The organism is Metallosphaera cuprina Ar-4 (assembly GCF_000204925.1).
GTDB classification, from domain to species: Archaea; Thermoproteota; Thermoprotei_A; order Sulfolobales; family Sulfolobaceae; genus Metallosphaera; species Metallosphaera cuprina.
Map to the genome: position 1 here is coordinate 1,194,470 of NC_015435.1, position 23,953 is coordinate 1,218,422.

The 23,953-nt window shown below is 45.6% G+C and carries 20 protein-coding genes and 1 pseudogene; 10 read left to right on the forward strand and 11 right to left on the reverse strand.

The genetic code is table 11. The features are described from left to right. The first annotated feature begins 133 nt into the window (after positions 1-133). Both MCUP_RS06190 and MCUP_RS06195 read left to right on the forward strand, forming a co-directional pair. A complete protein-coding gene (locus MCUP_RS06190) occupies positions 134-631 on the forward strand; it encodes a hypothetical protein (RefSeq protein WP_013737921.1) in 498 nt (165 codons plus the stop codon). Positions 632-1,085: 454 nt separating this feature from the next. Next, positions 1,086-4,868, forward strand: a complete 3,783-nt coding sequence (locus tag MCUP_RS06195) for a S53 family peptidase (RefSeq protein WP_048057542.1) — start codon at positions 1,086-1,088, stop codon at positions 4,866-4,868. Here MCUP_RS06195 and MCUP_RS06200 read toward each other — a convergent pair. Then, on the reverse strand, positions 4,854-5,972 hold the full coding sequence (locus tag MCUP_RS06200) for an MFS transporter (protein ID WP_048057756.1): 1,119 nt from the start codon (positions 5,970-5,972) through the stop codon (positions 4,854-4,856). The two genes, MCUP_RS06195 and MCUP_RS06200, sit on opposite strands and share 15 nt — an antisense overlap. 432 nt (positions 5,973-6,404) lie before the next feature. Between MCUP_RS06200 and MCUP_RS06205 the strand changes: the two genes are divergently transcribed. Continuing rightward, entirely contained in the window at positions 6,405-6,920 is a 516-nt protein-coding gene (locus MCUP_RS06205; RefSeq protein ID WP_013737925.1) for an SLOG cluster 4 domain-containing protein, read from the forward strand. Between the two features lie 26 nt (positions 6,921-6,946). Here MCUP_RS06205 and MCUP_RS06210 read toward each other — a convergent pair whose 3' ends face one another. The 8 genes from MCUP_RS06210 to MCUP_RS06235 all read right to left on the reverse strand — a co-directional run bounded on the left by MCUP_RS06210 (position 6,947) and on the right by MCUP_RS06235 (position 13,829). Then, positions 6,947-7,510, reverse strand: a complete 564-nt coding sequence (locus MCUP_RS06210; RefSeq protein ID WP_013737926.1) for a class I SAM-dependent methyltransferase — start codon at positions 7,508-7,510, stop codon at positions 6,947-6,949. A 50-nt stretch (positions 7,511-7,560) separates the two neighbouring features. Beyond that, complete coding sequence (locus tag MCUP_RS10030) at positions 7,561-7,698, reverse strand: hypothetical protein (RefSeq protein ID WP_158305261.1); 138 nt, start codon at positions 7,696-7,698, stop codon at positions 7,561-7,563. A 330-nt stretch (positions 7,699-8,028) separates the two neighbouring features. Further along, positions 8,029-9,381 (reverse strand): mercury(II) reductase, encoded by a 1,353-nt coding sequence (gene merA, locus MCUP_RS06215; protein ID WP_013737927.1) that lies wholly within the window; start codon positions 9,379-9,381, stop codon positions 8,029-8,031. 29 nt (positions 9,382-9,410) lie between these two features. Further along, positions 9,411-9,566: an eL24 family ribosomal protein gene (locus MCUP_RS09875; RefSeq protein WP_013737928.1), complete on the reverse strand. Its 156-nt coding sequence runs from the start codon at positions 9,564-9,566 to the stop codon at positions 9,411-9,413. A 200-nt stretch (positions 9,567-9,766) separates the two neighbouring features. Then, complete coding sequence (locus MCUP_RS06220) at positions 9,767-10,375, reverse strand: helix-turn-helix domain-containing protein (RefSeq protein WP_048057543.1); 609 nt, start codon at positions 10,373-10,375, stop codon at positions 9,767-9,769. Then, a complete protein-coding gene (locus tag MCUP_RS06225) occupies positions 10,353-11,450 on the reverse strand; it encodes a DUF8744 domain-containing protein (protein ID WP_013737930.1) in 1,098 nt (365 codons plus the stop codon). Before MCUP_RS06225 ends, MCUP_RS06220 begins: the two co-directional genes overlap by 23 nt. A 199-nt stretch (positions 11,451-11,649) precedes the next feature. Beyond that, positions 11,650-12,351: a hypothetical protein gene (locus MCUP_RS06230; protein WP_013737932.1), complete on the reverse strand. Its 702-nt coding sequence runs from the start codon at positions 12,349-12,351 to the stop codon at positions 11,650-11,652. A gap of 41 nt (positions 12,352-12,392) precedes the next feature. After that, positions 12,393-13,829 (reverse strand): MFS transporter, encoded by a 1,437-nt coding sequence (locus MCUP_RS06235; RefSeq protein ID WP_013737934.1) that lies wholly within the window; start codon positions 13,827-13,829, stop codon positions 12,393-12,395. Between the two features lie 263 nt (positions 13,830-14,092). Here MCUP_RS06235 and MCUP_RS06240 point away from each other — a divergent pair, with 263 nt between their 5' ends. The 3 genes from MCUP_RS06240 (at position 14,093) to MCUP_RS06250 (ending at position 17,400) form a co-directional block, all read left to right on the forward strand. Beyond that, positions 14,093-15,208, forward strand: coding sequence for an MFS transporter (locus MCUP_RS06240; protein ID WP_013737935.1), 1,116 nt, complete (start codon positions 14,093-14,095; stop codon positions 15,206-15,208). 330 nt (positions 15,209-15,538) lie between these two features. Continuing rightward, complete coding sequence (locus MCUP_RS06245; protein WP_013737936.1) at positions 15,539-16,033, forward strand: hypothetical protein; 495 nt, start codon at positions 15,539-15,541, stop codon at positions 16,031-16,033. A 5-nt stretch (positions 16,034-16,038) separates the two neighbouring features. Further along, a complete protein-coding gene (locus MCUP_RS06250; protein WP_048057544.1) occupies positions 16,039-17,400 on the forward strand; it encodes a hypothetical protein in 1,362 nt (453 codons plus the stop codon). A 19-nt stretch (positions 17,401-17,419) separates the two neighbouring features. On the opposite strand, the gene MCUP_RS06255 is transcribed toward MCUP_RS06250, so the two are convergent. After that, a complete protein-coding gene (locus MCUP_RS06255) occupies positions 17,420-18,796 on the reverse strand; it encodes an MFS transporter (RefSeq protein ID WP_013737938.1) in 1,377 nt (458 codons plus the stop codon). Positions 18,797-19,233: 437 nt separating this feature from the next. Here MCUP_RS06255 and MCUP_RS06260 point away from each other — a divergent pair, with 437 nt between their 5' ends. From MCUP_RS06260 to MCUP_RS10140, 4 genes and pseudogenes are all read left to right on the forward strand, one after another. Further along, entirely contained in the window at positions 19,234-19,638 is a 405-nt protein-coding gene (locus MCUP_RS06260) for a PadR family transcriptional regulator (protein ID WP_048057545.1), read from the forward strand. Next, the gene (locus MCUP_RS06265; protein WP_013737940.1) at positions 19,625-20,536 is read left to right on the forward strand and encodes an ABC transporter ATP-binding protein; all 912 of its coding nucleotides are present in this window, start codon (positions 19,625-19,627) and stop codon (positions 20,534-20,536) included. The genes MCUP_RS06260 and MCUP_RS06265 overlap by 14 nt, the downstream gene beginning before the upstream one ends. Then, positions 20,524-21,324, forward strand: coding sequence for an ABC transporter permease (locus tag MCUP_RS06270; protein WP_013737941.1), 801 nt, complete (start codon positions 20,524-20,526; stop codon positions 21,322-21,324). The genes MCUP_RS06265 and MCUP_RS06270 overlap by 13 nt, the downstream gene beginning before the upstream one ends. A 42-nt stretch (positions 21,325-21,366) precedes the next feature. Continuing rightward, a pseudogene (locus MCUP_RS10140) lies at positions 21,367-21,512 on the forward strand (DUF488 family protein, N3 subclade); the annotation flags it as partial. A 233-nt stretch (positions 21,513-21,745) separates the two neighbouring features. On the opposite strand, the gene MCUP_RS06275 reads toward MCUP_RS10140, so the two are convergent. Next, positions 21,746-23,227, reverse strand: coding sequence for an ammonium transporter (locus MCUP_RS06275; RefSeq protein WP_013737942.1), 1,482 nt, complete (start codon positions 23,225-23,227; stop codon positions 21,746-21,748). Positions 23,228-23,953 lie beyond the last annotated feature (726 nt).

Sequence of the window (23,953 nt, forward strand, 5' to 3'; positions counted from 1 at the left end):
TGCTTGGGAGAAGGGCACTCTAGGTTAGCAATTGAGCCTTGGATTTTTATGGGCTAAGTTGTGATTAGTATTCTGTGTTAGCTAATAATAAAGATTTATATAGAACAAACTGCTTAATTAGTCCAGATAAGAAATGGGAAGAATCCTCAAGTCAAGAAGGGCAATATCAGGAGCCGTAACCGCTCTAATCTTGGTAATAGTTAGCGTCGCGTTAGCGTTAGCCGTTGCGGTGTTCGCCTTCGGTCTCTTCGGTTCGTTCGGAAGCTCGGGAGGACAGGCACAAGTAATAGGGACTCCTCAGGTTTCTGTGACAGGGCCAAGTGGTGGCCCCTACACTATAATTGTTAATGTTACTATCAAGAATTCGGGGAGTAACCCAGCAACGATACAAAGCGTTACTGTAGCTAACATAACTGCGACAGCTGGTAATATAAAAATTAAACCACTAACTATTCCAGCAGGTTATGATGGCGTTGTAAATATTTCTATATCTGGCGTTACTCATCTACCACTAACTCTAGCTAACACTAACACCGGTGGTTCAGTACCAATCTCCATCGCCTTGACTGAAGGCAGTCTCTCACCAATTCTAACAACACAAGGCATACTGACCAACAGCAGCTATACTTAAACATAACACATAAGCTAAAACTAAAGCTAATCCCTAACTTTTTTAATCCCTTATTTATTACCTTCTCGCTCAAACTCTTAGTCCGTAAACCCATTTTTTAACTCAGTTATTAACTACATTCCTCTTAGGTGGCTCACATGATCACCGTTCATCTAAACGTCTTTTAGGTCAATGAAGGGTTTTTAACTTAAAAAGGAGAAATCTTCAGATGATCACGAGGACGGGAACATTGAAGGCTCCCAACTTCCCCCGACCTTTATGAGTTCTCCTGCTGAGATAGATCAGGCTAAACATCACGTTACGTTAAGACTCCCAAAACTCATTAGATCTCAAGGAGAACTCAAGCTACCTTATCCAAGACGTTCCTATGTTTTAATCGAAAGACGTAAGCCCGGTCTCTAATCTTTCAATATTAAATGAAAAAGATTTTAACTTATTAAGAACAATCTTCTCAATGGTTAAAACAATTCTAGGGCAATTAGTTCTTTTGATAACAATTTTTTCTATTTTAATACCTAGTATAAACATAACTTTCGCCCAGTACTCTCCTGCAGAGAACCCTTTGCCCTCTGGCTTTCACGAAGGTCCCCTGATCGGAAACGCCCAGGTCATCGCCTCAATTTACATTCCCCTGAGGAACTTAAATGAACTGTACTATTACGCTGAGGAAGTTAACAACCCAGGTTCGTCGCTCTATCACAAGTTCTTAACGCCCAAACAAGCTGAGGAGATGTTCTATCCCACCTCTCAGTTCGACCTAATCATGTCTTACTTAAGGAGCCAGGACGTTCACGTCCTGTTTACGGCAGCGAACTCTGTTATAGTCGTTGAGGGTACGGCGTCCCAGTTGAGCCGAGCGTTAGGAGTCCACTACGTCCTAATCGATAACGGTACAACGTACTATTACACCTCCGTCGGGACGCCTAAAATTCCTGCCTCAGTCATATCAAGCAACTTATCGGCGATCCTATTCTCCCACCCGTCCACTCTCTTCACTCAGAACGACGTAGATCAACTGATTAAGAAAATAGGCTCAGTCAACGTAACGAGCCCAATTGAGGGTTACAGTGTGACGAGCTTGAGGGGAGTTTACAACGTGTCCTCCCTGATTTCCAACGGAATAAATGGGAGCGGATACACCATAGGGATACTTGATTTCTACGGAGATCCTTACGTTCAGCAACAGCTTTCTTACTTTGATAAGCTGTACGACATACCCTCCCCTCCAAACTTCTCCGTAATACCGATAGGACCTTACAATCCTAACCTAGGGATAACGACAAACTGGGCTGGAGAGATTAGTCTGGACGTGGAGTCCTCTCACGCGATGGCTCCAGGAGCTAACATCGTCCTTTACGTGGCCAACCCTAACCTACCGCTCTCATCGATTATCGCCAATATCGTCTCTCAGGACTCGGTGGATACGCTCTCGCAGAGCTTCTCAATACCTGACGAACTCTTCCCAACTTTCTCCTCATCTCAGTTTTATCAATGCGTGGTGGAGACGGATCAATATTACGCCCTGGGGAACGCTGAGGGGATCACTTTCCTAGCGTCGAGCGGTGACGGAGGAGGAAGCGGATACAGCGCGGGTCCACTAGGGTCTGTAGGGTACCCTTCAACCTCCCCGTTTGTCACAGCCGTAGGGGGAACCACAACTTACCTGACCTTTAACGGGTTCACATTTAACGTCACGGCTTGGTCAAACTACGGTTTCGTGCCACCTAACGTCAACTACGGAGGGAGCACTGGAGGGATAAGTCAGGTGGAACCCAAGCCTTACTATCAATGGGGCTTAACAACCCCTCAAGGTTATCCAGGAGGGAGGGAGATCCCTGACGTCTCAGCTAACGCAGATGTCTACCCAGGGATATTCATAGTCTGTCCTAACAACGTCACCGCAATATCTGGAGGCACAAGCGAAGCTTCCCCCCTCATGGCCGGATTGCTAACAATAGTCATGCAATACGACCACACTAGACTAGGTAACATCAACCCCGCTCTCTATAAGTTACAGGAGAGCGCTTATTCGAAAGTCTTCTACCCAATAACTTTCGGCTACAACATTCCGTGGACTGCTTCCTACGGTTACAACTTAGTTACGGGGCTTGGACAGCTCAACGTGGGGAACTTCGCCTCGCTCTACAATGAGATCAAGCCCTCTCTCTCCATAATGGTAAACGTCTCGAACAACACATTCTACCCAGGACAGCTGATAAAAGTTGAGGCTAACATAACCATGAACTCCTCGATGGTGAACTCTGGGGAGTTTTACGTCACCTTGAGCACGGTTTACGGGAACGTAACGACGTTACCTCTTACCTTCAATCCATCGGTTGGTGAGTGGACAGCTGAATTTACCGTCCCAACGAACGACCTTGGGGTGACCTTCATCACCGTGTGGGGGAGATCCACACAGGGAAGCGGTTACGGGATGACTGAAGCTTTCTCAGGGTATTTCGTTCAGTTCCTCCTCCCTTCACCTTACTCCACCGTATGGAGCGGGACCGGTATACCTGTGATCGCTAACGTGACGAACGTCTTCGGACAGCTCTCTAATCTAACGTCAATCAACCTGAACGTTTACTCTTATAACATCACCAACAACTCCTACACGCTAGTCAACGAAACCACCCTAACTTTCAATCCAGTATACCGAGCGTGGACCGGTGTAATATTGGGTAACGAACCTGCGGGACCCCTCCTGATCGAGGCAACAAACGCCTTCGGTTACGATGCCGTATTCAACGGTATAGGTCTGACCGGAATTATGATTCTCCCTCCCACCATAGCCGAACCTGGGACCGTATACCCTGGACAACAGATAATAATACAAGGGACCTTAACTCCTCCGGCTAACGTTCCGTCCTCTACCTTAAGCAACATACCCACGGGATCTAACTTGACCGCGGAGCTCTTATTCGATGGAAACGTCGTGTCGAAATCTCAGATCCTTTACTCCACTACGGGATACTTAGGTTACTTAACGGTTCCAAGCAACGCCAGACCAGGACTTTACACGGTCCTGCTCTTAGCGTCATACGACTCCTACACGCTAGGTCAGGTAGTACCCGGTTTCTACTACGGGCAAATTTACGTAGGCGATCAGGCGAAAGTCGGGCTGAGCTTTTCGGACTACGCTATCCAAGGATCGACTCTGTTCGTAAGGGCGAACATAACGGTTAACGGTGAACCGGTAAAATACGGGATGTTCTCCGCCACTGTGTTCCCTATGGTGTTAAGCGGTCAATACAGCTTGATCTCAACGTTAATGGAGATACCCCTATGGTATAACTCTAGTCTAGGGCTCTGGACCGGAAACTTGACGTTACCTTCAACCCTCTCATTGGGTAACTTCACTTACCTAGGAAATTCATATTACGCTGAGCCCTTCCGCGTTTTGGCGACTGGAGTCACAGCGTACGGCGCGGAGACCTCGACTGCCCTATCCTACTCTAGGAACCTATTCGTTCTGCCCTACACGCTAATCCAGAACGATCCCTCCTACAGCTCCGTTCAAACGTACGACGCGGCGTTCTCAAACGTAACCCTTAGAGTTAACGGGGAATTAATCAACGATCTGTTCATAAGTAACAACACGTTGGTTGACAGCCACGTTACGATCTCATCCTCTAACGTCTCTGGAACTTTGACTCTAGTTAACACTGAGGCGACCATGATAGACGTGCAGGCGAACAAGCTGGTGCTAGTTAACAGCTCGGTCACCCTAGTTAACTCTATCGTGCAGAACCTAATCGCAGGTTCGTCATTAGTCTCACCCATGAACAGCGTGATAGTTAACGTCTACCCTTCCCTCCCAACAGTTCAGATAGGATTGAAACCATATCAGAACTTGACGGGCAACGTTAGCTTCCCTATCTCAGTAGAGGGAGAAGTTAACATGGTGATAGTCAAATTAGACGGTAACGTAATAGGAACGTTCACCACTAACGGGACCCATGACGTCACTCTGAACACGTTAATTTACCCAGATGGGACACATGAGATTCAGGTAGTGGCTGAGCAGCCTGACGGGCTTAACACCACGTTCACGCAACACGTAGTGTTCTCAAATCAAATAGAGTCACTTAACGGGAGGTTGAATGATCTGAACAGCACGGTCCAATCCGGCCTATCGTCCGTTCACTCGCTTGCGAACTACGGCATAGCTCTAGGGATAATTGCGTTAATTTTAGCCATAATAGGGGTAATAGGTGTAACCTTAAGGAGAAAGTGAAATTTTTTTAATTATCATTAATATTATAAACGAAACTAAGTTACTTAAGTATAGGAGGATGAAGGCCAGATCCTGATTGAACCCGAAAAAGAAGGAGAAAGCGGTTCCTAAGAGGCCTGATATTATCTTCCCAGTATAGAGAATTGAGGTTGATGAGGCTGAGTACTTCGGCCCGTAAATGTCTCCAACTAAAGCAGAGTAAAGTGGAAAGGTGGCCCCTCCTGTGATCCCTATCAAAGCGACTCCTATCAAAAGCTCCGGACCCTCCCTCAAGTACCCCGAGAGCGTAAGGGATACCCCAACGAGGCTTCCTATCAGGACGTAAGTTATCCCTTTTATTCTTCCCAACTTGTCGGTTAAATAACCGAATAGAGGTCTACCCAAACCGCTGGTTATAGGGAAGTAGACGGTTGCAACGGTGTAATCTAGAGCGTTTAAGTAGTTTCCTAGGAGAGAAAGCGAGGATGAGATGACTAGAAGGGGAACGGAGGACAGAGCGAAACACGCGTAGATTAACCAAAACCTGCTCTCCCTTATCGTTACTCCAATTTCCTTACCCTCCAAGCTCTCTGGATACCTTGCTAAAGAGAAGAGTAAGGCTAACGGAAGGGCAGAGAGACCTATGAGAAGCGTTGGGGTCCTGAAGTCCCCTTCAAAAGCTATAAATGGGTTGAATAGAGCTGCTCCGAGCCCGAAGCCCATAGATACCAAGCCGGTTATGAGGCCCCTCCGTTCAGGGAACCACTTTAACGCTAGGTTTAACGATAGCCCGTAGAGAGTCCCCTCCCCGATACTTCCTAAAGTCCAAGTTAAGTAGAAAACCTGAACGTTGGGCGAGAAGGAGCTTAAAATGAGACCTAAAGATAGGGCTAGGGCTCCGAAAAGTCCAACGTACCTGGGACCCTTAATGTCGGAGAGCCTCCCGCTCAAAACTTGAAACGATGTTGAGAACACAACGAAGAGGGCAAAGGCTACCTCCACTGCTGATGCGGTCTCATGAAACTGATTGACCATGAGAGGCATGAACTCGTTCCAGGAGTATTGATACACTGAACAGAACAACATTGAAACGAAACCTATCGCGAGGAAAAATCGCCTATCCATCTTCATGAATTGAGAAAGTGAAAATAAATTCTTGAGATCGACCTCAGCATCAGGAGGCCTTTAAACCCCCTTGATCCAGGTTCTAGGTTAGGGTGATGGGCTTCAACGACGTTGGGAAACCTTAAGCTAAGGAGCCCAACGCCAGATGTCCCATTACGTTTGTTTGCGAGATGACAACGCGCTGGAAGCGCGTAACTCGAACCTCTCAAAAGATAAACGACAGCTTGACATTAATGTATACCGTGGAGGTCTCTGAAATTCCTCCTCTCAAGAGCCTCGCTTACCGTTAACTCCAGAACTGTACGTTAAGGAGAGTAGTGAACTTCTGCAAACCGTATAGGGCCCCTTTCACATGACGTGCTTAGAAAGCCCCTCAGCTAGGGTTAAAGCTATTTACGATCTCTTTTTATTCCCTGGGCTGATTGTTTTAATATGCAAATTAGCGTAGCTGCGTTAAGCGATGAACCGGATCCAGGGTTGGAACAGAAGGCCAGAGCGTTCGTAAGGTCCATCTCTAAGTGCAGCAAACCTGTAATAATCTTAGGAGGGTACTGGGGGTTAATGAGGGTTGTCGCGGATGAGTCCATACTTCAGGGGAACAAGGTAGTTGCTATCCTACCTGAAGGAACTGAGCACTTCATAATGCCTAACGAAATAATTAGGGTAGAGACTGGATGCGATCCTCGATGTAGATCAGTTTTCATAGCCAGGTCAGGAGACATACTAGTCAGTCTGGGCGGGGAAGCTGGGACTATGACTGAGATATTGATGGCCTACAGTATGGGGAAGGCAGTTTACGTTCTTAGAGACACCGGGACCTCAACTGATAAGTTGTATAGTGCCTTCCCTGAGAAGCTGGACAGCAGAGGCCTAGGTGAGCTTAACTACTTTGAAGATCCTGAAAGGATGGGAGCGGAGATATGTAGGAAATACTACGGTACAAGCTAAACGTGATGAGCCGTGTTTCAGCTGAGCTATGAGGAGAAAGAAGGGGCTGACTTTTGCATGAGCGAAAAAAAGACCCCCTGGTTCGCGTAGTAGTTTACCTCTTTGAAACCAACTTTCATGAAGGACTTCCTTAGGTTCCTCACTATCTCAAGGTCTATTATCATCGCAAACGAGCCCGGTTTAACCACTCTGTAAACCTCTCCAGCAAGCTCGTCCCTTCTCTCCCTCGTTACGTTATAGAAGTAAAGCGGGGCGTAAACCAGGTCAAAGCTCCCTTCCCTGAATGGGAGGGGAAAGAGGTTTTGAATGATGTTCGCATCTACGCCTTTCATGTAACCCTTCACATCCCCTATGGTCATCTCGTCGTTCCAAAGGTCTAAAGAACTTATCTCGATCTTGGGGAAAGTGGACTTCAAAACGAGCGTGAAGAGGCAATTACCACAGCCCAGGTCCAACACTCTCTTAGGAATCAAAGCGTCAACGAACCTGGCCAAAACCTTAGCGTAAAACATCTCCTCATCTATAGTAACTCCCATCCTTCGGTAAGGCTTAAACTCCCAAGATTTGATGCTCTCATAGAGAGATGACATAAATCATGTAAATATCGTCTAAATTTAAATACTGACCCTAAGAGGTAAGTCTATTTAGGATTGAAGACCTGCTCATGGGGTTCTCCACATTTTACCTCCTCATGTCCACGGAATGGTAAAGTGATGCCCACTTCAAGGAGATTTGTGTCGTCGTACTCCCTCAATCGACCACATCTAGACTCGTTCATGCTTCACGAAACGAGTAGAGCATCTGATCGACCCACTGGCTTTTAACCTACGCCCTTTGCGATTATGTAGCGATCTAACTTTTCTAAAAAGCGCTTTTAATGCGATAATCAATCGCCTTACCAGACTCTAACTGGAATCAAGGTAACACAAACTGATAGCCATGCTTCGCTCACTTCAAATCAATAAATCGCAATACCTGATTATAGCTACGTTCACACAAGGTCAAAATGCGATGAAAGAGTCAAAGGGATCTTTTGGAGCCCTTACCGGCACTTAGTTTGGCACATATCTTAATAAGATTCTAAAAACAAAATAATTTCATCATGAAGTTAATCTACACAACAACTCATCTTACTTACGTCTCTCTTGAATGACATCGCGGCTATCTTTAAGCTTTCGCTCATGGTGGGGAAGACGTGGATTGTATCAATTATATCATCCACAGTTGCTCTAAATTTAATGGCTAAGGCCGCCTCGTTTATAAATTCCGCGGCGTACTTTCCAAACGCTTGAACACCTAATACTCTTCTAAACTCCCTGTCTATGATCATCTTTATTAAACCTTGACTCTCTCCTAATATCCTAGCCTTAGCTACGTTCTCCATTTTTACTACCCTATAATCGACCTCCTTCGCCTCCCTCTGAGTTAAACCAACCCTAGCTACGTTAGGTTCTATAAACACGGCCTGCGGTACGCTAAGCCTGTCGATCCTCCTATGGGAATCCAGTAGTGCGTTCTCAGCAGCGACTGAACCCTCCTTACCAGCCAAAGCCTCTAACATCAAGTCTCCTATTACGTCTCCTGCGGCGAAGACGCTACGATTCGTAGTTCTCAACTCCTCGTCAACTCTTATACCACCCTTATCGTTTAATTCGACGCCCGCAGCTGATAAATTAAGATCGACGTTAGGCTTCCTTCCAGTCGCTAACAATATCTCATCAGCTTCGACCTCTCCCTTATCTGTTATTATAATCTTGCTCTCTCCGCCTCTCACGATCTCCTTAACCCTAACGTTCGTAAAGATGGGTATTTCATCTACTTTTTCCAAGTAATTTTCAACGGCGATTGAGATCTCCGGCTCCCAATCTGGTAATATTCTTTCACTTCTCTGGAGAATTACAACATCTATGCCCAACCTCTTATACATTTGAGCGAACTCTAAAGCTAACGCTCTACCACCGATTATAGCTAACGATGATATCTTCCTGTCAGGGGATAGAGCCTCAACATTAGTCCAGAATCCGGCCTTTTCCAACCCCTTTATCTCCGGTACGTTTGGAGATGAGCCTGTAGCTATTATAAACCTCTTAGCCTCTATGACGTCTCCGTTAACCTTAATCGAATTTGGAGAAACGAAATGGGCTTTACCTTTTAAGAGCTTTACGTCGTAGGAATTTAGCACGTCTTCATATTTCTCCTTACGTAATGAATCTACGATCTCTCGCTTATCTTTAAACGCTTCGTAAAAATCCGGAAATATAGTTCTATTCGCAATCTTAGAAGAGTAATTATATAACTCATCTATTCTCAACATCCTCTTTGAGGGAACACACCCTACATTAACGCAAGTTCCCCCAATCTCTCCATAACCAATTAAAGTAGGTTTCACACCTAACTCGTTGGCCCTTATAATTGCCGCGAATCCTGCAGCACCGTAACCTATCACAACCAGATCCTCCATTCAATCCACCGCTAAATCTCAATAAGGTGTCACTTTAGGCTATTTTCAAACTTATCAGCGCAGTGGGAACAACAGAAGTAATGTTCTTTATCGTTTATTATTCTAACGTAAATGTTATTTTCATTCAATTTCATTCCACAATTTTCACACCTTAATCCCTCATCTTTCTTTAAGTTTATTCTCATTTTACATCAACTATCTTATACCCTTTCTATTATTTAAACATTTGTTCATATGAATATCTGTTCATAAATAGTGTCAGATACCCTGCTCGAGATTCGCTAAATCACATTAATTGATGTCCAAACACCTTGTCTAACGACGTTTAATTACCTTATCGTACACCGTTCTTGGTCCAGAGCCAAAAGTGAGAACCGAACGTTAACTAATCTAAACCCTTTAAGTAATCCCCAACTACCTTATGAAGCGCCCTCCTTAACAACTCCTCTGCAGAGGAAGGCTTTATTCCCAAAACGTTGGCTAAATCGGTTAATGAGGTCCTCCTCTCAACGTCAAAGAACCCCTTCTTGTAGGCCAACATCAAGGCCTGAAGTTGCCTAGCGGTTAGAGCGTTCTCGCTTTTCAAAGAGACCTCCATAGTCTTCATCACCCTTGGCCTCATAGATTCTTTATTTAGCTGCGAGAGCAGGTCCTTAAGGTAACCCATAGAAGGCACTAGAACCCTGTAGATTATCTCCTCCCTACTCAAAGGCCAGGCGTTAAGTATCATGGCGTCCGACCCGCTGAGTAGTCTACAGGCTGAACAGCTGGGGGCTCTAGCCCAGATCCTCCTCTCACCTAGATTTATTACCCTCACTCCTCTCTCCCTTAACTGCTTCTTCAACTCGGCGTTAACTTCAGTCTCAATCAGGTGATCGGTGAACCCAGCCTTAGGCGTTACCTTCTCTATTACTGAATGTTTATCACCCATAACTTGCATAACTCTGCAGTCTCTCCTGAAGACGTAGAGTTCAACCTCTATCGGCCCTTTCATCCTTAAACATAAGGGGTCTTTCCTTATCAACTTTTCTCACCTGAGGGAGGACCTGTCTGAAGGTCAAAACGTAAAAGGAGAGGATCCCCACCCCTTGTAATGGGGCAGAAAGGTAAAAGACTGGGGAGTTTAAACCTAAATCGAAGGCTACGCGCATTATGAGCCCTAAGTTGAGGAGGATCAAAGGTATAGGAGAGGGCCTCAAGGTGACACGCTTGCCCACAACTCCAATTAACATGTCGATTAAAACTGAGTCGACTCCGAACACGGTATTAAACAGGAACCCCAAAGCTATGGAGTGAATGAAGGCGTCGTAGTTTAACTGAAGTGGGGCTGAGGCCAGCAACCATAGCCAGGCTATCGTTAAGGCGACCTTACTGTAAGGTCTTCCCTTAGAAAAGGGTATCTTAGACGCATGGAGTGAGAGCGCCCAAGCTATGAAAATCAGAACCTGAGAAAATAAACTTCCAAAGCTTACGATACCGAGGAAGAGCGAAAAGTAAGCTAAGAGCATCTCGTCCTGATTTATAACCCTACCGCCTAGGACGAGACCTAGGTCCCGACTCATTATTGCGAAGATGGTTAAAGCTGGAAACGTTAAACCTAACCAAGGAAGGGAGAAGACGGACTGGAAGCTCGCTACGATAGAGGAGATGATCAACGTTGAGAAAAGCATGTAGTTGTATACTGTGGGCTTCAGCCCTATCTTAGAGGTAGAGAGGTAGACCTTTGAGTAGTTGGCAAGCAGAACCATGGCTGCGATCACGAGGTAGAAAGATAAGGGAACGTTCAGGATATCAAGTGCGTTGGCTACTAGCACTATTATATCGAACGTGAGTATAATCCAAGACGGGGCCACTTCGCCCCTCCACTCCCTGCTTAAAGCCACAAGCAGTTCATTGCCTATAAGGAGCAGAAAGAACCCGTATACCATGACGAACGGGTGAGACCCGAAGAGACCAGTAGGTAGAGGATATGGAAAGCCTTGCGCATCCATGAAGTTCAGAACAGCAGGAACCCCACCTAACAGGAGAAGACCTATCGCCTGGATCAGGAGGAGTAACCCCGGTCTCATGACCTGAGTTCATGTCAGGTTAGATAATAACTAGACCCCCTATCTATTAGGGTAAATTCGTGAAAGTTAACTTCAGGACCACACGTCTGAGAGCTAGTGAAAACGTGACGTTAGGGAACTGTAAAGGAAACCTAAAAACGATGAAGAAGAAACACATGAAGCTGGGCTTGGAGATTACGTTATTTAAATAAAACCTAGCTCAAAGGGGTTTGAATTGATAAATCAATAATATGATTAAAAGTAAAGTGAAAAGTAGACCCGTCCTTTTGCTACCCTTCTTACCCAGCTCCTTGATCTCAGTGGCGCTGGATAACTTATTTCCTGGCCTAAGGAACCTAACGCTGGGTTCGATCAACGTTAACGCCACAGGTGGAAAGAACGGAACGAACAAAGCGTTGATAGCTATGGAGGTCAGCCACCCTATCTTGACCGCTCTAGCTCTCAACTTCCTAAAAGGGAGCTTGTACTCCACGTATAAGGCCTCTACAAGAGTGTAAGAGCACCAGATCAAGTAAACTGAAACGTCCAACAGGGAGATCCCTCGCACTATTGAAATCCAGGGAAGTAAAAGGGAGGAGAGCCCTAAAGTCCCTAGAACTTGTGGTACAACGTTTACCTTAGAGTAGGAGAGGATGATCGAGAGTAGGAAAATCGAGGCAGGGATTAAAAGCAGAGGCCTGAACAAGAAAACGTAGGGGATCGCGTTGACTCCCATTAAGACCAAATCGAGCTTGCTTAGTTTGCGAGCAAGCATCTTGCTGTAGGTTAGATCAACCGTCAAGGCGTGTAGGATCATGATGGGAAGTATTACCAGGACTAGAGTTTTTAGGCTAGCCGTAACCGTGAGGAGGTAAGTTAGGATAATCATGAAGTAAGCTCCGTGATTTCTTGTCCTCTGCATTAAACCCTAATGAAGTTACGAGTTCTTAAAAAATAGTTATCCTAAGCTTTTAGGTTAGAAGTTTTAGCTTCGTTCCTTTCCATCCTTGTCTCCTTACCCCTTGAGGCTGAGAGAACCAAAGCTATGACCAAGATGAAAAACGCAACGACTAACGCCTCCTTGATTCCAGTTAAGAAAGACCCTGCGACCCCACCAACTAGGTCAATAGTGCCTAAGAACACTTCAAAGGCCACGTAACGAGGTATAGAAAGGGAGGCCACTGTTAAGGCCAGTACGTAACTGAATAGCGTACCGAGGTTAGCTAAAGTCCTCAGTAGTCCGTTAGCTCCACCGTAAAATCCTCTCCTAGCGTTAGCCATAACTGCACTGTTGTTAGCCGGGTAAAACATGGCGGATCCTAGACCTCCTATCACTGAAGCTATTATAATGACGTATAAAGGCGATGAGAGAGTTAAGGTTAAGTAAACTAAAATTGCTCCCATCATCATTGATATCCCGATGGAGGCAGGGATCCTAGCTCCTATCTTATCGGAGAGCCTACCGGCGAAGGGACCTAGGGAGCTAGCCACAACGTAACCAGGAACTAGCAGTAGGGAGGCGTTTAGAGGGCTCAGGCCCCTTATCCCTTGTAGGTACATTATGATCACGAACACTACGGAGAGGTAGCCCATGCTTTGAAAGAAAGAGGCCAGGATGGAGAACGATAAGACCCTGTTCTGAAACGCCTTGAGGTCGATTATGGGATTTTCCGCTCTCCTCTCGTAAATCAACATGGAAGCAATCATGATAACTCCTGCACCAATGAGGGGGCCGTTAAACGCGTTTATCCCCCTTCCAGCTACGTCTGAGGCCCCATAAGTTATCATTGATAGTCCAGAGAGGAGGAGTAACATTCCAGGCACGTCTAGCTTCTGCGCCTTAGCTCTCTGAACGTCCCTAACGTATCTGACGCCTAAGATGACAGCTGCTATCCCTATTGGAACGTTAATGTAAAATATGTACCTCCAACCAACCAACGTCGTCAGTACTCCCCCTACGACTATACCTAGAGTTGCTCCTACGTTCCATCCTATTGAAGTGAAGCCGTAAGCCTTTCCTCTCTCATTGGGAGGGAAAACGTCTGCTATTATTGCCCCTGAGTTGGCCTGAAGCATGGAAGCACCTAACGCTTGTATTGCCCTAAAAGCAACTAACGCCTCCGCTGTAGGCGATAGGCCACAAAGCGCTGAACCTAAAGTGAAGATCCCGAATCCTAAGTTGTACATCCTTGACCTCCCGAGGAGATCTCCAATCCGACCCAGCTGAGTCGTCATAACGGCTACTACCAAAAGGTAAATTAAGATCGTCCAAATTGTGAGATCAAGGTTGGTCCTCAGATCGGTAGTGATTGTAGGTAAGGCCAGTAAGACAACCGTGGAGTCAACCGCAGCCATTAAAGTACCTAAAACAAGTATTAGCAAAACTATTGATCTACTCATAGATATATAGTTGTTGATATGGTTAAATCATTTATCGTTAAACTGTTAACCTTTTGATGATCAGGTTAATGTCCCATGACGTTCTTCCGGCCCAGTAAAAGTTCGAAGATTTCATTTACGAACCGTGAGGTAAGCTAGGGGTTGGATTTCGTATGGGCCATGATAGGCCATCAACTGAGAAGACCGAAAGGTAAGACTTAAGTTCTCTCGGATATAGATGTCTTATCAGAAATCCTTTTTTTAAGGCTAACAATTATCTAGCTATGTTAAAGTCTATCGTCTCCTTGCTTCTAATATTCCTTTTGGCAGCCCTCTCTGTTTACTCCATAAGCTTTGTACTGCCGACCTTAGCTTCGCTTTACGGCCGTAGCGTGTACTTCACAGTGCCCATGAGTTGGATAGGTGGGGCAATAGGAGGTGTGCTACTTTCTATGCTAGCTGATAGGTGGAGCAGAAGGATGTCCCTACTTATTTCAATTTTCCTCTTTACGATACCGCTCATCATGAACATAGCGATAAGAGAGCTCCCTCTTCTTTACTTGATTTGGTTCATCATAGGCTTCGGTGTGAACGGGGAGAACGGACTAAGCTACGCTTACGCTGCTGAGTTAGCGCCTCCGAGATATAGAGGACTCGTAGGAAGTTTAATGCAAGGGTTGTACTTTATTGGTGGTCTCATTGGTCTCATATGGGCTATCCTTTTCAAGAACGTTAACGCTTACTTCCTTTCTCTCGGCCTAATATCCTGCCTTTCCTTCGCCTTGTGGTTCCTCATACCTGAGTCCAGATGGAGGAATAGGAGTTATCGTGGGTCCACATCAAGAGATCTGATAAGGACCGTGATACTAGGCTCAATATTCGCAGTGGGATCCTTCCTGTTCATAGTTCCCTTGGTCTCCCTCTCCTTCACCGTACTATCCATGCTTAAAGTTGATTCCTTTCTGATCCTTTCCATAGCTCTCATACTAGGGATGATAAGCTTCACTCTCGCAGGGAGGGTTTCAGACAGTTTAGGAAGAAAGAAAACCACATTCGTCTTCGTAGCTATCTCGATTGTGTTCTCTATTGTGATGCTAGTTAGTCTAAACTCTATCCTCATCGCCTTGACCATCATTGCGTTGATGATAGGGTCCTCCTTCTTCGCTTACTTCGGTGTTTGGATGAGTGAGGTTTTCCCCCCTGAGACCAGAGCCACTTGGACAAACGCAGTTTTCTTCCTTGGCAGATTGGTAGGAGGGGGCTTTGGCGTTAGCTTAGTTTTACTCATGCCCTTTGGATTAAAGGATGACCTGGGCGCAGCTCTATTAATCTCATCCCTTTTGGTTTTGATATCTGTGATAGGCCTTCCAGAGACCGTGAAGATAAACAAGAGGAACTGACTTTAGAAGGGCTCGTTCGCTAGATTAAACTCTTTGAGTCGACGTTGAGTTCCAGCCGTTGAGATCACCTACGTGGGTCATAGAGTTCGTTCATGAGGATTAAACGCGTTGAGGAGTTCTGAAGGTTAAAGGCTTTTCAAAGGTAAGTAGAGCAGTAGATGCGCCCTGATAGGTGTACCATCAGCTGAGAAGACCGATACGTGTAAGCGACTTAACTTTCGATTCGGTGTTAGCTTGAATTTCGAGCTCACACGGTCTTCTCACCCTAAGCACTTACGTCGTAATACTCACCCGGACCTTATTTAAAGGATTGGCTCTAATACTAGGTTCATGATCAGAGATGACGAAGTTTTAGCTACGATCCAGAGACTATACAACGGTAAACCAGTTTCGCTCTCCAAGCTTAGAAGGAAGTTTGAAAGTCGGTCCGAGCTTGTTGAAACGTTAGAGAGATTAGAGAGGGAAGGGAAAGTCAAGTCTTTCAACCTTAAGGGAAGTAAGGGATATGCCCCAAACTTAGACAAGTTTGACCTAATATTGGCTGAGATCTCCAGCCTTAACTCTAAGCTAAACAAGCTACACGAGATGATAGCCCAACAATCTAGGGTAAAGGTAGACAATTTCGATGAGATATACGATAAGATAAAAGATAACCTAGGTTACGCTCACCTTCAGGCCATAAGGGTAGAGATGGGGCTCACGAAAGAGGAGTTCTACTCTTCCGTGAGAGAACACGTTGAGAGCCATTACGACTTGATAGCTGGAGGAGAAGAAGGATACGTGAGGAGGGGTTCGGTTTACGGAATCGTCAAGAGGAGAAGGTGAGCTAGTTGATATGTAACGTACCCAAGCTGACTGTTACCACCTGGAACTCCATGCAGGTTGTGTTAGTAGGGCCTACATACAGAAGATATCTGGAGAAGACTTTGGAGGCCATAAAAAGGAAGGAGATAGCTTCGATTATAGGGCAACCAGGAATGGGAAAAACGACAATCCTAAAGAAGGCTCAGGCGCAGTCCTCAGGGATGACCTTCTTTTTGGACCTTTCGAGCAGGAACGACATCGAGGATGAGTTTTGGGACAAGGTTGATCGAACGAAGATAAGGGAGATCGTAAGGTCCTCCTTAAACTCCAAAAAAGCCAAGCTAGGCTATAACTTCCTTAAGAGAATTATGGGCATAAAGTTCGAGAGTTGGTTGAGCCAAGCCTGTGGTAAATATGAAGAGGTTGATCTAAGGCTCTACTGCCTTGATTATCAGAGGAACTTTGACGGGGTCCTAAGGTTCATCTCGGATCTGAAGAACTTCACCGACGTTAACCTCATGATCGATGAGGTCAGGGACTCCCACATCCCAAAAATCCATAGGCTGATCAACTCTGGCCTAGGGATCCCGGTGATCATGGCGATACCAACTGACTCTTACAGCAAGGTAACCGATCTAGCCATAAGGAGAAGGTTAGACGAGAGCAGGATATCTCTAGATTCGATGCTGACTGCTGAGGACATCAGGGAGATAGTTGACGTGTACTGTCATAATCTCGTTGAGGAGTTCTTCCCTATAGTGCTATCCCTCTGGAACGGTGGTGAACTTAACACGGTCAGCTCAATTTTACAATACATGAAATCTCAGGTCGAGAGCTTTCAGAAGGAGTGTGGTGAGGACCTGGAGTGCATTAGGGAGAGAATTAAGAGCTCGCACTCCCTGAACGATCCAGAAGGTAAGTCAAGGGATCTGGAGAAGCAAATTAGGGACTTGATAGCCTCTGAGGCCAAGGAGCTAGGGATAACTTACGTTCACTCTAGAGGTAAGAGGGTCGAAGCGAATGGGAAATCGCTCGTCGTTGGGATCTTCTTCCTGAGAGGGGAGGAAGCGTTTCTCGGAGAGGTCAAGCTCATGAACGACGATAGGGAAGAGGACGAAGAGGTTAGCTTACTATCTGAGGTGAAGTTCGTTGAGCACGAGAGGAGAAAATGTAACGTTTCGGGCAGGTTCGTCATAACTAACTCCTCTAGGTTAAACGTTGGCAATCACATAAGGAAGATCGAGATCACCACTTTGGAGGCAGTTAGGGTTCTTCACGGGGACAGCGAGATACTGAGAGAGGTCATTAGACCAATTTTCGAAGGCACGTTAGATGAGGATCGGCCTGCTGAGAACTTAGCGTCCCCTGAAGCGGGAGAAAAAGTTTGACTTTTATGTTTCAACACTTTCAGGTTTGAACTAGATCTATCTCTCTTGATGAGTTCTCTAGCGATTTCCCTTTCGTCTCAGGTATGACCGCAAACGTGAGGATTGCGGCGATAGCTGCGATTCCCGCAAGGAAGTAGATCGCGAACGCCTCTCCGTACTGGTGGAAAAGTGAAGGGAAGACGAAGGAGGTCAACGTGGCGCCTATCCTACCAGACGCCACGGTAAGAGACTGAATCGTTCCCCTCACCTTGGTAGGAGCCAACTCTACCCCTAAAATCCCGGAAGCGGAAACGGATCCTGGTCCTGCCTGACTTGCAAGGTTTTGCAACCCGTATAACGCAAACGCTATCATCGGGGAGAAAGCTAGACCTGCCATATTCTTATATAGAGAAAACGAAAGTAGCGAAAGCGCCATCCCTACAAACCCTATAACTTGGAGAGGTTTTCTTCCTACCCTATCTATGAGAGATAACGCTATTATCCCTCCAGGTACCGTGAAGGCTCCCTCTATTAAAAGCTGGAAAACTCCTGAGTTTATCCCCAAGCTTTGCGCTATGAGGCTAGGACCGAAGAGAATCCCTGAGTAGGCCACTATATCGAAGAGGAACCAAAGGAGACAGGCAGATAGGAAGACGCTCCAATTTCTTTTAATGTAATATAGCGCGCTGGTCTTATCCTTTATCTCAGGGTCTACACTGACGTTTTCCCCAGTTACCTCCCTTATAACTCCTTTAAGTTTCTCCGCGTCTCCCTTAATCCTTCCTAAGAACCTGGCCGTTTCTGGTATCTTCCTCCTCAAGTAAATAACGGAAGCTGCGGGTACAGCTCCAGCCGCTAGGACAATCCTCCATATTAGATACGATGGAACCCCAGCTGCCTGGAGAGCAAGGTAGACCACTGCAGCTAAAGTGGCTCCGAAGCCCCAGAATAGGCCGAAGCCCAGAGCTATTATCTTACCCCTATCCTTAGCGTTAGAGTGTTCAGCCATTATCATTGGTGAGAGCACGTAATCAGCTCCGACGCCCAAGCCAAGTAGGAACCTCACAATGATCAACTGGGTTGGATCGGTAACGAAAGCCTGAAGCAACGCCCCAACAGTCATCAAGGCCACATCCACGCCGTAAAAGGTCTTCCTCCCCATGTTTGATAGAAACCCGAAGAGTATTGCGCCTACGGCAGCTCCAGCTAACGCTGAACCTGATATGGCAGCTGTTAAGCTAACGTAATCAGGACTCTTCGTCGTTATCCCGAACTCGGAGAGAACTAGCAACAAGACTATTCCTATGGAGGAAAGATCGTAACCGTCAGTGAAAACGCCCATCCCAGTAGTTAGCAAGGATTTAACATGAAAGAAAGAGAACTTCTTCTCATCTAGCGGTTTGAATACATCTTTCATAAAGTGAGGTGAGGGTAAATATTTTTAAATAAATTGTATATAGTCAACTTATTATATTATACTAGAATATAGTTTACGAGAAGATATATAGTTTATATAGGGCTGTTAGGAGGTGAGTGAAGAAATCCCAGTTTTTAAATCTTGAATCAATATCTAAGATAATATTTTAAAAAAAGCTAACAAATAAGGATCAATTTGACCTCAAAACGTGTCTCAATCCTGGCTATCGAGACCGTTGAGTGACTCTTTCTCTGTGAAGAGAAAAGCTAAAAGGGACTTGACTTTCAATCCCATTGGCTTGAACACGGATTTAACGTTGAGGTAACTATGGGGGTTAGCACTTCAGGAAAGGGTTCCCCTATCGTTTATTCTAGCGATCTCTCCCTGAAGGGCTCAATTTAGCAAATCCTTTTATTCCGATATCAATATCGATATCTATGTATGGGCACTGGCACAGGAGGAGAGGTTTGTCTGAGTTGATCCTGTCTCTGCTCAGTAAAAAGGGGGAGATGACGGGTGCCCAGATCATTAGGGAGATCGAGAAGGTGACTCAAGGTATATGGAGACCCTCTCCTGGGGCAATATATCCCGCGTTAGATAAGCTGGAGTCGAACGAGCTAATATCCGTGTCAAAAGCGGAGAAAGGGCAGAAGTATTATCAAATAACGGAGAAAGGGAGGAAACTTCTCGCTCCACAAAGTAACTTGGACGTTGTGATAGGAGACGTGGAATATAACATCAGGTACGTTGTTGAAAACAAGGAACTGATTAACGCAGAGATTAGGGAGAGATTAAGGAGAATACTCTCTCAGTTGGAGGAGATCTTGAATGATCAAAGTTGAGGGAGTTCATAAGGTCTTTAAAGTGAAGAGGAAGGAAATTCGAGCTCTCAACGACGTATACTTTGACGTGAATAAGGGAGAGATATGTGGACTGGTTGGTCATAACGGTGCTGGGAAGACCACCCTAATTAAGATCTTGTCCACTTTAACTGTTCCCGACTTGGGGGACGCTCTTGTTGACGGTTTCAGTGTCACCAGAGAGGCCAAACAGGTCAGGAAGCGCCTAGGGATCATGATGGTTAGCGATCGGGCGTTCTATTACAGGCTGACTGGTTTAGAGAACCTAATCTTTTTCGCCTCGGTTCAAGGCCTGTCTTTGAATGAGGCTAGATCTAGAAGCAAGGAACTGCTAGAGCTTGTGGGTCTCTATGAATGGATGAACGTCCCTTACATGAAGTACAGCACAGGGATGGCAAGGAAGTTGGCGCTCGCTAGAGCGCTCATCACCGATCCTTCAGTCATCCTAATGGATGAACCGACTCTAGGTATGGACCCGATCTCCTCAAGGGAGTTCAGGAGATTAGTGGAAGGGCTTGCCAGGAGCAAGACCGTTCTTATGACATCTCACAACATGATAGAAGTGGAGGATCTTGCTGACACCGTAGTTATTTTAAATAGAGGCAAAGTGATAGCTAAGGGGCCTCCTGGAGAGCTGAAGGAAAGGATTGGGACGATGAAACTGATCAAAGTGAAAGAGGCTGACCCGAAGCTAAGGAAGTTCGTAGTAGGTTTTTCTGATAATTACTTCCTTGTCAGAGTTCCTGGGAATCTAAACGTAGACGGGGAGGAGATAAGGAGGGAACCGGCCACTTTAGAGGACGTTTTCGTCTCGCTCACGGAGGAGGCCGACTCCACCACCAACAGGACGGGGGGAGGACATAGGAGATGGGCACTCTAGCTAAGGTTTACGCTTACATTTACCTCAGAGGGTTCAAGATATGGAGCAGTTATAAAACACAGATGATTTTAAACGTCCTCTCCTGGATCTTACCGGTTTTCACGTATTATTTCGTCGGAGACTCACTTGGAGGGAAGTTAAACCTTGAGGGAGCAAGCAACTACACCGAGTTCATGATAATAGGGCTGGCCTTTCAGGGTTACGTCTCTTCAACCATATCAACGTTGAGCCAAAGACTCAGAAACGAGCAGCTCTACGGTACGATTGAATACTACGTTCTCTCGGACGGAGGGGTGCTATCATTTCTACTTTATTCAGCTCTTTGGGGATTCACAATAAATTCAGTAAACGCAGGAGTGATCCTTGCCATAGGTGCTATCCTTCACACCCAATATCACGTAAATCTGCTCTCCTTTTTCCTCGTTTTAACACTGCTCTTGTCTGCATCCCTTGGGCTCTCTATGATCTCAGCAGGCTTCACTATGTTTGTAAAGCAAGGCAACCCTATATCTTTCTTCTTCTCGACATTCACCACCCTCATGTCAGGGACGGTTTTCCCGGTGTCCGTCCTACCTTTGTGGCTGAAGGACATAAGCTTGGCGATCCCTCTCACTTGGGCGCTGAACGGCTTGAGGCTAGCCATGTTGGACGGATACGGACCTATAGCAATAGGAGGGATATTGATAGTTCTACTTATCTTCAACGCAATACTCTTACCTCTTGGAGCTTTGTTCTACCTCTACTCTTTTAACTCATCAAGGAAGAAGGGGACTCTAAGCGAATACTGATTTTCCTGTTTATCAATTTATTGACGTTCCAGAAGTAATCCAATGATTAAGGTAAAGAGAATCTATGATCGTCCTCTAACGACTGAGTGAGGATGCTAGTTGATAGGTTGTGGCCCAGAGGGATAAGCAATATCGAAGCGATAGATAAATGGATGGAGAACGTGGCGCCTTCGGATGAGTTAAGGAAGTGCATCTTTTGCCGAGTATGTTACCGTATTGTTCTCAGAGAGTTCCATTAACTCTTGTACTCTAGGATTTTTATCCAGTTTCTGTGAATATCTTAATTTAAATTCATCCCACCTTTTAGGGTCGCGATCGAGCCAGAGACTAACAATAGTATAGCGTTGAAAGAATACATAGAGTGGAAGGGGAAACCTTAGTAAAGAAACCTAACATGAAATTAAAAAAATCATCTGGCGTCTTAGCCCTCTTCTCTCTTCTTGGCCTTCTCCTCTACCTTTTCCTCAGCTTTCTCAACTATCCTTCCATTGGTTTCAACGTAGGCCACCTCTCCGTGTATTGCGTAGTCTCCCTCCTTTAAGGCTTCAGGTGGTGCTCTCAGAGGTATGAACAGACCTATCGCCTTCAAGAGACCGTAAGTTACTGCGAAGTCGTACACAAATACGACCAGAGCTCCCAGAGCCTGTATTCCTATCTGCGCAACGTTTCCATATAACGCTCCGACGAGAGTGGGATCAACGTACTTCGTCACGTTTGGATCCGCGAAGACTCCAGTAAGTATACCCCCAACAATACCAGCTATGCCGTGAGTTGAGAAGACGCCTAAAGAATCGTCAATGTTCAGCTTAGGTTCTAACTTATAGAGCGCAAGCCAAGGTAGGGAACCAGAGGCTATACCTATCAGCATAGCGTATATCCCGTTTACGTAACCTGCAGCCGGAGTGATAGCTACCAATCCCGTTATTGCCCCAGATGTGGCTCCTATAAGGGAGGGTTTACCGAAGAACTTCATGTCCATTAACATCCAGGTTATTGCACTAACGGCGGTAGCTACGTTAGTGTTGAGTACTGCAATCGCAGCGTCTATGGTAGATCCTCCAGGGTCCCCTCCGTTAAATCCGTCCCAGCCTAGCCATATTAAACCTGCCCCAGCCAATAGAAGGGGTAAGCTGTGCGCCTCCAGCTTTCTCTCCGAGGCTAGCCTAGGACCTACGGCCAGTGCAGCCGCTAGTGCCCCAACTCCTGCATCCACGTGAATCACGTACCCTCCAGAGAAATCTACCGCACCTAACTGATTTAGCCAACCTCCCGCGAACAACCAATAAGCCACTGGACTGTAAACTAGGAGAGACCACAAAGGTACAAATACCATCCAAGCCTTGAAGTTCATCCTTTCAAGAACCCCTCCAGCTAATAGGACAGGAGTGATCGCAGCGAACACGAATTGGAAGAATATGTAAGTTGAAGTTGGAATGTCTAGCGGAGTGTTACCAGGTCCATATATCGTCTGCGAACCTTCGTAAAGTCCAGCTGTTGCGGGCGTTGGTGAACCGAGAATGCCATATCCGTTAATCTCTAACAGAGGTTTACCGAAGCCGAAGTTGTAACCAGCTATCATCCATATGACGAGGACTGCTGCGAACGCGTAGAACACCATCATGGCGCTATTAATAGCGTACTTCTTCTTCGTAAGACCTGCGTAATATAACGCTACTCCCGGCACGCTCTGAAGTCCAACAAAAGTAGCTGCCGTGAGCATCCACGCATTACTCCCTGTGTCCAACCACGATGGTACTGCCACTGATGGATAGTCCGCCGTGTGATTCTCTAACGCTGTGACGGTCGAGTTCAGTTGCTCTAAACTAGAGTTAGTAGCTCCTAAGGCCGTTAGTCCCAAGAGAATAGAGAATAACCCAACTACTATCACGTATTTTTTAATCATTTTACTCCTTCTTAGACTCTGTTAAATATTTTAAAAACATGCGCAACGTTTTGCATGAAAATTATATAAAAGTAAGCATAAGTTATTAATAAATATTCGGGTTTTCTTTGTTGCTAGAAATGCAGAGTATAAAAAAATTTTATGCAAAGTTTGTTCATAAGTTTGGTATAATTTAAATCCTCTGTAATTCATAATTATATTATGATAAAGGGAGATGTGAGGAACAGTTTTTAGTAAGTTAATAAGAAACCCGGATTGACTACAAATCCTACCGGAACGTCCAAAGGGTGTTTAATGAGTTTTATCGTTATTAGGAACAAGAGTCAGTATCGAGCGCTCTACACTTCTAAGTGAACCTTAAGAAGGCGTCTTAGCTATTCGTTTCTCTTCTTTAAAACTGGAAGGGCGTTTACGCTGAATTAGAAGGGTCGGTAATTTTCGACTTAATCATGAAAGATCTCTTCTGATCCTTAACAGGAAAGCTGTCAATCAAAGTTAGTTCTTCTGAGTTACATTTCTTAGGTTAGTCTTACGAGATGGCGACCTGGGTACTCTAACATATGACGTCCGCTCAAAGAGTTGATTAAGAGGCTCTAAATCCTTCCATAATGCGGATGAGGCTCTTGAGGTTCGGCAAGTCCTAACGAACTCCCTAAAGCGCTCTCGCCTCGTGAAAGCTAAAGTTTGAACGGTTTGAGCTATCTGATCTGGCTAAATCTCCCATCG

Bases quoted from the DNA above. Each gene is read 5' to 3' on its own strand.
- MCUP_RS06190 (WP_013737921.1), top strand. From the start codon at position 134: ATGGGAAGAATCCTCAAGTCAAGAAGGGCAATATCAGGAGCCGTAACC.
- MCUP_RS06195 (WP_048057542.1), top strand. From the start codon at position 1,086: ATGGTTAAAACAATTCTAGGGCAATTAGTTCTTTTGATAACAATTTTT.
- MCUP_RS06200 (WP_048057756.1), bottom strand. From the start codon at position 5,972: ATGGATAGGCGATTTTTCCTCGCGATAGGTTTCGTTTCAATGTTGTTC.
- MCUP_RS06205 (WP_013737925.1), top strand. From the start codon at position 6,405: ATGCAAATTAGCGTAGCTGCGTTAAGCGATGAACCGGATCCAGGGTTG.
- MCUP_RS06210 (WP_013737926.1), bottom strand. From the start codon at position 7,510: ATGTCATCTCTCTATGAGAGCATCAAATCTTGGGAGTTTAAGCCTTAC.
- MCUP_RS10030 (WP_158305261.1), bottom strand. From the start codon at position 7,698: ATGAACGAGTCTAGATGTGGTCGATTGAGGGAGTACGACGACACAAAT.
- merA (WP_013737927.1), bottom strand. From the start codon at position 9,381: ATGGAGGATCTGGTTGTGATAGGTTACGGTGCTGCAGGATTCGCGGCA.
- MCUP_RS09875 (WP_013737928.1), bottom strand. From the start codon at position 9,566: ATGAGAATAAACTTAAAGAAAGATGAGGGATTAAGGTGTGAAAATTGT.
- MCUP_RS06220 (WP_048057543.1), bottom strand. From the start codon at position 10,375: ATGAAAGGGCCGATAGAGGTTGAACTCTACGTCTTCAGGAGAGACTGC.
- MCUP_RS06225 (WP_013737930.1), bottom strand. From the start codon at position 11,450: ATGAGACCGGGGTTACTCCTCCTGATCCAGGCGATAGGTCTTCTCCTG.
- MCUP_RS06230 (WP_013737932.1), bottom strand. From the start codon at position 12,351: ATGCAGAGGACAAGAAATCACGGAGCTTACTTCATGATTATCCTAACT.
- MCUP_RS06235 (WP_013737934.1), bottom strand. From the start codon at position 13,829: ATGAGTAGATCAATAGTTTTGCTAATACTTGTTTTAGGTACTTTAATG.
- MCUP_RS06240 (WP_013737935.1), top strand. From the start codon at position 14,093: ATGTTAAAGTCTATCGTCTCCTTGCTTCTAATATTCCTTTTGGCAGCC.
- MCUP_RS06245 (WP_013737936.1), top strand. From the start codon at position 15,539: ATGATCAGAGATGACGAAGTTTTAGCTACGATCCAGAGACTATACAAC.
- MCUP_RS06255 (WP_013737938.1), bottom strand. From the start codon at position 18,796: ATGAAAGATGTATTCAAACCGCTAGATGAGAAGAAGTTCTCTTTCTTT.
- MCUP_RS06260 (WP_048057545.1), top strand. From the start codon at position 19,234: ATGTATGGGCACTGGCACAGGAGGAGAGGTTTGTCTGAGTTGATCCTG.
- MCUP_RS06265 (WP_013737940.1), top strand. From the start codon at position 19,625: ATGATCAAAGTTGAGGGAGTTCATAAGGTCTTTAAAGTGAAGAGGAAG.
- MCUP_RS06270 (WP_013737941.1), top strand. From the start codon at position 20,524: ATGGGCACTCTAGCTAAGGTTTACGCTTACATTTACCTCAGAGGGTTC.
- MCUP_RS06275 (WP_013737942.1), bottom strand. From the start codon at position 23,227: ATGATTAAAAAATACGTGATAGTAGTTGGGTTATTCTCTATTCTCTTG.